The sequence below is a fragment of the Myxacorys sp. genome, assembly GCF_059501405.1.
The window spans coordinates 57841-64958 of record NZ_JCACCM010000014.1 but is presented as its reverse complement, the minus strand read 5'-3'; the positions used below and the strand labels follow the sequence as shown (position 1 = coordinate 64958).

Sequence of the window (7118 nt, the reverse complement as noted above, 5' to 3'; positions counted from 1 at the left end):
GAACTTGAAAGGTCATGTTAGCTACCTTTGTTTTTATTTCCCGACAACTCTAATACTTGGCCATTTCTTCCAGATTGGGAAGCCTTGAAAGAGAATCGCTGGTCGGATTGCTGTTAAGTCAGGCACCAGATGAAGCCTCACCAAAACGATTACTAGCCCAAGTGGAAAATGTAGAATTGTTGGCAAATCGATTAGTCATTGAACTGAATTCCAGAGAAAGTAATGCAGACAGGAAGACAAAATCAAAGAGCTAATGACAAACCTTGGTTAGACCACTTTGATTAGCTCACTGATTAGGGAGTAGCTCACTGATTAGGCCACTTTCGTTCAGGGAAAAGGCATCCAACTTGGATGCCTTTTCTGTTGGGGTTTATGCATTGAGGTTTATGCAATCAACTCGTACGCACCACCGCGCTCCAACGCTCGCTGGTAAGCCGGGCGAGCATGAACGCGATCGAGAAAATTCATCAGCTTCGGTCGGCTCACATCTAGATCTGCTCGCGCGGTAGCTGCCTCGATCGGGAAACTCATCTGGATATCGGCGGCGGTAAATTCATTGCCAGCGAACCACATGCTTTTCCCAAGCTCCGCCTCCAGGTAGTCCAGATGCAGCGCAATCTGAGGTTCGATATACGAGCTTTTAGTACGCCTTGAAATTTCTTGAGCGATCGGACGCACAAAAAAGGGCAACGGACGCTTCTCGATTTGATCGAAGATCAGCTTCAATACCAGAGGAGGCATCGCCGAGCCTTCTGCGTAGTGCAGCCAGTAGGTGTACCGCAGCTGCTCTGGAGTACCGGGCATGGGAGCGAGCCTGCCTTCGCCATAGCGATCGACCAAGTACTCGATAATGGCACCAGACTCAGCCAAGGTCAGATCGCCATCGGTGATGACGGGCGACTTGCCGAGGGGATGCACCTCGCGCAGCGACGCTGGCGCAAGCAGGGTTTCCGAGTCGCGATCGTAGCGCTTGACTTCATATGTTAGTCCAAGTTCTTCTAGCAACCAGAGTACGCGTTGGGAGCGAGAGTTATTCAGATGGTGGACGATGATCATCAGACCCTTACTCTTACAGTTATAAGTATGCCCTTGCACTGTAGCGGTTTTCTCCGAACATCTGCTTAGAGGGTTACGGTTTCTCGTATGATTAGAAAATGAGATTCTTTTCAAGATTTTTAGCCGTAACGCTGGCTATCGTTCTCTTACCTGCAATCATGGTTATGGCTCAGTCCGATGCCATTCTCCCTGGAGAAAACCTCGTCGTTGAGGGAATTCCAGCCATTCCGTCGTCTCTGACGGAAACCGTCGAGCGCTACACCCAATTTCGGTTTGCGAGTCTATTGAGTTGGCATCCAACGCGACGAGAGATGCTGATTTCAACTCGTTTTGGCGATGTGCCACAAGTGCATCGGGTCAAGTTTCCGTTGGGCAGCCGTCAACAGATTACGTTTTTCCCGGAACCTGTGTATGGAGCCAGCTTTCAGCCGACCCAAGGAGATTATTTTGTCTTTAGCAAAGATGTAGGGGGTAATGAATTTAATCAAAACTACCGCTATGACGTAGCTTCGGGCAATGTGACGCTGCTCACAGACGGCAAATCTCGCAACAGTGGTGGCGTGTGGTCGAATAAGGGCGATCGCATGGTCTATACCTCGACTCGGCGGAATGGAAAAGATGCAGATTTTTACGTGATCAATCCTCAGGTTGCAAAAGCTTCGGCTGCACCGACCCCGGAGGATCGCTTGTTAGCTCAAGTTGAAAGTGGCGGGTGGGGAGCCGCCGACTGGTCGCCCGATGATCAGAAAATACTGGTTCAAGAGTATATTTCTGCGACAGAAAGCAACCTTTGGATTATTGATGCGGCTTCGGGCGAAAAGAAGCTGATTACTTCAAAAACTGGAAACAGCAAGGTCTCTTATGAAGCAGGAGCCTTTAGCAAAGACGGAAAAGGACTTTATGTGATTACCGATCGCGAGTCTGAATTCCTCCGATTAGCGTATGTTGATCTCGCAACGCAGAAGCATACCTATCTAACCAGTCAGATTCCGTGGGATGTTGAGGAATTTGATCTTTCAGATGATGGAAAGTTACTTGCCTTTGTCACGAATGAAGATGGGGCGAGCGTGCTACACTTGCTTGACACCGCGACAGGCAAGGAGAAAGCACTCCCCAAGCTGCCGATTGGGCAAGTGAGCGGCATCTTATGGCATCCAAACAATCAGGATTTAGGCTTCACGTTGGTAGCGGCGCGATCGACCGCCGATGTCTACTCGCTCAACGTGACCGATAACAAGATTGAACGCTGGACAGAGAGCGAAACCGGAGGACTTAACACGGCAAACTTCTCAGAACCAGAACTTGTTCGCTGGAAAAGTTTTGATGGCAAAACGATTTCTGGGTTTCTCTATCGTCCGCCTGCCAAATTCACAGGTAAGCGTCCTGTAATCATCAATATTCATGGCGGCCCAGAAAGTCAGTTTCGTCCGAGTTTCTTAGGGCGGCTCAACTACTATCTCAATGAGTTAGGGGTTGCGATCGTATTTCCTAACGTTCGAGGTTCTACGGGCTACGGCAAAACGTTTGTCGATCTCGACAATGGATTTCGGCGAGAAGATTCGGTGAAAGATATCGGGGCGCTGCTCGATTGGATTGCGACTCAGCCAACGTTAGACAAAGACCGCATTCTGGTAACAGGCGGAAGTTACGGCGGATATATGTCATTAGCCGTCGCGACTAAGTATAGCGATCGCATTCGTGCTGCGATCGACATCGTAGGAATCTCGAATTTTGTCAGCTTTTTAGAGCGGACAGAAAGCTACCGTCGTGACTTGCGGCGGGTGGAATATGGCGATGAACGCGACCCAAAAATGCGAGAGTTTTTGCAGAAGATCTCGCCGCTCAATAATGCCAGCCAAATCAAGAAGCCGTTATTTGTGGTACATGGGCAGAATGATCCGCGTGTACCACTAAATGAAGCTCAGCAAATTGTGAAAACCGTTCGGAATAATAAGGTTCCGGTTTGGTATCTCATGGCGAAAGATGAGGGACATGGATTTAGCAAGAAGAAAAATGTGGATTTTCAGTTCTATGCAACGGTGATGTACCTCCGAGAAACCTTGCTGAAGTAGGGCAGACGAATGGCCTGTTGGAGCAATCCAGTAGAGCCATCCAGCCAACAGAGCCATCCAGACCCGTCTATTGTCTTAACTGCCGAATCTGACGGGTCTCTTCTAAGCTGCCTTCAAAATCTTCTTCACTTAACCGTCGTACATAGTTGACTTTAATTTCTTCTAGCAGATCTGTTGCAAGCGACTGCAGTTCCAGAATAGATTGCTCGCGCTGCAATTCGGTTGCAAAGGTTTGTCCGAAGTTCTTCACGAGTTTAGCGACTAGTTCTGCGCCGACTTTATCTTCTAATGCCATAACGATCGCGCTGTACACACCTTGGGTGACCTCTGTAACTAGCCGCTCATTGATTTGACGCGGCACGTCACCCACGAGCGGAACGGCTTTGAGGGCTTGATAAGCGGGGGACTGACTCAGAATCATCTCGATATTGTGGCGCATTAGCGCTTCGATATCCGGCCTGATTTTGGGAAGGACGCTGTACACCGTTGTTTGTAACAAGTGAGTCGCTAAATCTTGTATCTCATCGCGCTGGTTCAGGTCGATGTAAGGACGTTTGGCAGATTCCACCAGCCAACGCGACACTTCTCCCCGCGCGATCGCGTCTTTCAGGCGATTGATCACTTGGATCACAACGACTTCTGCAATGTCTTCTGAAATATTGGCAACAAAGCCTTGGCTCGCTTGAACGCGAATCCGGGAGAAGTTAAGAAATCCAGCATGTTCTAGGCGTATTGCGACGGGAATCACGCGCAGAAACCGCCAAAACGGAAGCAGCAGAAAGATATCGTACCATCGCCACAGCATGGCATCGAACCAACCCAAGCTTTTGAATCGGCGGCTGAGGTAAAACGTCCGCGCCAGAAACTCTAACCCAAATAGGGCGATAAATGGCGCATCGATCAACCAAAACCAATCGGTAAACTCGCCATTCTCGCCAATGGTTCGATAATAGTTAGAGGCGATCAAGGGGCGGATGTTCTGATCAAAAAATTTCAGTTCCGAATCGACGCCTTTTTCCGCCAAATAACTTTGGCTCCAGAATATCGCGAAGGCTTGGCGGGACGATTCGTTACGCCGTTGCCCGAAGATGCGATCGCGCATCCGATTTTTGATTTTCTCTAACGTTCCAGATTTATTTGCAACTGCAAACGGATTGCTTTGAATCAGTTCATCACTGCGATCGCGCAGTTCCTGCAAGCGAGTCTGCACTGCTGTAGATTGCAGTCCGCCTTGCTGAAGGTCTTGCTCTAGCCGATTCACCGTTTCTAAATAGGCTTCTGTGTCTCGATGGGGTTCAATTCCTTTCACACGGTCATAGCGCTGCACCAAAAAAGGAAGATGGCGGAACCAGAAATCTCGCCACGGGATATAAGTACTATCAAGTACGACTAAGCCAAGATTGGAAAGAGCCAGGATCGCCATTGCTCTTTCAAACCAAAGATTCTTACGGCGAGAAGGACTGATCGCGATGGGTCGAACACGAGCCATAGGAGCGGAGCACAAAGAGAGTATAGGCTCTAGAGTACAAGGTACTCAGTATCATTTGTCAGATTATTAATCAGATTATTAAGTAGAGAGACAGAATGAATTGCATTCCTCATGCAAAAATCTCCGATTTCTCGAAGAAATCGGAGATTTGGATATACCGTTTTTGGGTTCACGGACTTATAAGTTGTCAGATTACTGAACGTTTACTAAAAAAGCATTCTGTTTAGCATTTTTAGTCGCTTTTTGAGTATCAGATTCACATACTGAACCAGTCACAATGACCAGATTTCCCTTGTTCATGTAGCAGGTGTAATCGGAAAAGGACACCGCAGTTCTTGTAGAATTACGCTCTGCGCTAATCACTTGTGAGAAACTGCTCAATGCACCTGTTAGAAGAGAAGCTAAAACTAGCGTTTTCAACATAGGGTTAGAGAGGAGGTGTACTTCTTCAGAGTTGACCAATCCTCATGAAGTAATGCCGGGGTAGCACCTCCAATTAATAAATTTTTGATGAAGATTATTTAAGAATAGCCGCCTGTTGAATCACACTTTGCGCTCTAAAGAAAGTGCGCTCGCCTAACTGGATGAAGCTCATCTTGACGCGATCGCTCTAGGGCGGGCAAACCGGAAAATCTCTCATCCATAAGAGCCACTGGAGAAAAGTAGAGCGCCCTGAAGAAAACGGCTCTGAGTAGAGATAAATTTTTGTCTCTGTCAAAACTCTAAAGCTGTCCTCTGAAAAAAGGCAGTGTTTATACGTATTCTTCACGCTTTTTTCACAAGTAAGCTAATTTTTTCATGAGTAAGGCAAAAGAAATACGGAATTCATAAGCAGTTTATAAACATCGTAGGAGCATTATTTTCTACGCGATCGCAGACAGTAGGCTAAACCAGATGGACGGGTTCAATTCAACCCAGAAAATGCCACCTCTATTAGCAGCGCTTCATCAAGAGCCTTTATCCTAAAAGAGAAGGCACACACGATCGCGGATAACAATGACAGATCTCCAACCAATACAGGTGCTGGGCGGCGGATTAGCAGGCACAGAAGCCGCTTGGCAAATTGCTCAAGCAGGCGTTCCGGTGATTTTGCACGAAATGCGCCCTCTGACCCAAAGCCCGGCTCATCACAGTGAGCACTTAGCGGAATTAGTGTGCAGTAACTCTTTTGGGGCGCAAGCTACTGATCGGTCTTCGGGTCTACTCCACGAAGAACTGCGGCGGTTGGGGTCGATCGTGATTAGCAAAGCCGACGAGCATCAGGTTCCAGCAGGGGGAGCACTGGCAGTCGATCGGGCAGTGTTTAGCCAAAATTTGACTGAAACCCTTTCTTGCCATCCGCTGATTGAATTGCGTCGAGGGGAAGTAACAGAGATTCCAACCGAAGGTATTGTGGTTCTCACTACAGGACCGCTGACTACGCCTGCCCTAGCAGATGATCTTCAAAGATTTACGGGCATGGAATATATGAGTTTCTTTGATGCGGCAAGTCCAATTATCGTCGGGGAGTCGATTAATTTTGAGACGGCATTTTTAGCCTCTCGCTACGATCGCGGGGAAGCCGCTTATCTCAATTGTCCGCTCGACAAAGACCAGTACCTGCACTTCTGGCAGGAATTGTGCAAGGCAGAACAAGCCGAACTGAAGGACTTTGAGCGAGAAACCGCAAAGTTTTTTGAAGCGTGTTTGCCCATTGAGGAAATGGCGCGGCGGGGTGAAGATACGATGCGCTACGGCCCAATGAAGCCCGTTGGGCTGTTTGACGCTCGTAAAGGCGATTTTCGCGCTCCAGAAAACAAGATTCATCGTCCCTATGCTGTGGTGCAATTGCGGCAAGAAGATAAAGCGGGTCAACTTTGGAACATGGTTGGCTTCCAAACAAATTTGCGCTGGGGCGAACAAAAGCGGGTGTTCAAACTCATTCCTGGATTGGAGAACGCTGAGTTTGTCAGAATGGGTGTCATGCACCGCAACACATTTATCAATTCGCCAGAATTGCTATCGCCGACACTACAGTTTAAGCAGCGGCCAACGCTATTTGCTGCCGGACAGATTAGTGGAACAGAAGGATATACCGCCGCTTCTGCCGGGGGTTGGTTAGCTGGGACGAATGCGGCACGGTTGGCACTAGGGTTACCAACTGTGGAGCTTCCCGCAACGACCATGATGGGCGCATTGTTTGATTTCATCAGTTCTGCGGCTCCAAAAACCTTTCAACCCATGCCCCCGAACTTTGGAATTTTGCCCGCGTTACCGCAGAAGATTCGTAACAAGCAAGAACGGTATGGTCAGTATCGCGATCGCGCTTTTGCCGATCTCTCATCTTGGGCAGCGATGCATCGCATTTCCTACCATCAGATGGCATTGGTCGGGTAGCAAGGTGCTATTAAACGCCTTGTCGTGCCGATGCTAACATAGGGCGATCGCATAACTGCTCCAATGCGTAGGGCTTTCCCACGTTCTTTTGTTGCCGACAAAAACTTTGCCGACAGTAGCTGTTG

At 48.5% G+C, this 7118-nt stretch carries 5 protein-coding genes; 2 read left to right on the top strand and 3 right to left on the bottom strand.

Annotated elements, in window-relative coordinates:
- Nucleotides 1-384 precede the first annotated feature (384 nt).
- Nucleotides 385-1056, bottom strand: coding sequence for a glutathione S-transferase family protein (locus AC5I6P_RS01555; protein ID WP_495692002.1), 672 nt, complete (start codon nucleotides 1054-1056; stop codon nucleotides 385-387).
- Between the two features lie 164 nt (nucleotides 1057-1220).
- Here AC5I6P_RS01555 and AC5I6P_RS01550 point away from each other — a divergent pair, with 164 nt between their 5' ends.
- Nucleotides 1221-3128 (top strand): S9 family peptidase, encoded by a 1908-nt coding sequence (locus tag AC5I6P_RS01550; protein WP_495692001.1) that lies wholly within the window; start codon nucleotides 1221-1223, stop codon nucleotides 3126-3128.
- A 67-nt stretch (nucleotides 3129-3195) separates the two neighbouring features.
- Here the strand turns inward: AC5I6P_RS01550 and AC5I6P_RS01545 are convergent, their stop codons facing one another.
- Together AC5I6P_RS01545 and AC5I6P_RS01540 are read right to left on the bottom strand one after the other, a co-directional pair.
- Nucleotides 3196-4617, bottom strand: coding sequence for a hypothetical protein (locus AC5I6P_RS01545; RefSeq protein WP_495692000.1), 1422 nt, complete (start codon nucleotides 4615-4617; stop codon nucleotides 3196-3198).
- A 192-nt stretch (nucleotides 4618-4809) separates the two neighbouring features.
- Nucleotides 4810-5040, bottom strand: a complete 231-nt coding sequence (locus AC5I6P_RS01540) for a hypothetical protein (RefSeq protein ID WP_495691999.1) — start codon at nucleotides 5038-5040, stop codon at nucleotides 4810-4812.
- Between the two features lie 573 nt (nucleotides 5041-5613).
- Between AC5I6P_RS01540 and trmFO the strand changes: the two genes are divergently transcribed.
- The gene (gene trmFO / locus AC5I6P_RS01535; protein WP_495691998.1) at nucleotides 5614-6993 is read left to right on the top strand and encodes an FADH(2)-oxidizing methylenetetrahydrofolate--tRNA-(uracil(54)-C(5))-methyltransferase TrmFO; all 1380 of its coding nucleotides are present in this window, start codon (nucleotides 5614-5616) and stop codon (nucleotides 6991-6993) included.
- Nucleotides 6994-7118 lie beyond the last annotated feature (125 nt).

Coding starts and splice junctions, on each gene's coding strand:
- AC5I6P_RS01555 (WP_495692002.1), bottom strand. CDS start 1,056: ATGATCATCGTCCACCATCTGAATAACTCTCGCTCCCAACGCGTACTC.
- AC5I6P_RS01550 (WP_495692001.1), top strand. CDS start 1,221: ATGGCTCAGTCCGATGCCATTCTCCCTGGAGAAAACCTCGTCGTTGAG.
- AC5I6P_RS01545 (WP_495692000.1), bottom strand. CDS start 4,617: ATGGCTCGTGTTCGACCCATCGCGATCAGTCCTTCTCGCCGTAAGAAT.
- AC5I6P_RS01540 (WP_495691999.1), bottom strand. CDS start 5,040: ATGTTGAAAACGCTAGTTTTAGCTTCTCTTCTAACAGGTGCATTGAGC.
- trmFO (WP_495691998.1), top strand. CDS start 5,614: ATGACAGATCTCCAACCAATACAGGTGCTGGGCGGCGGATTAGCAGGC.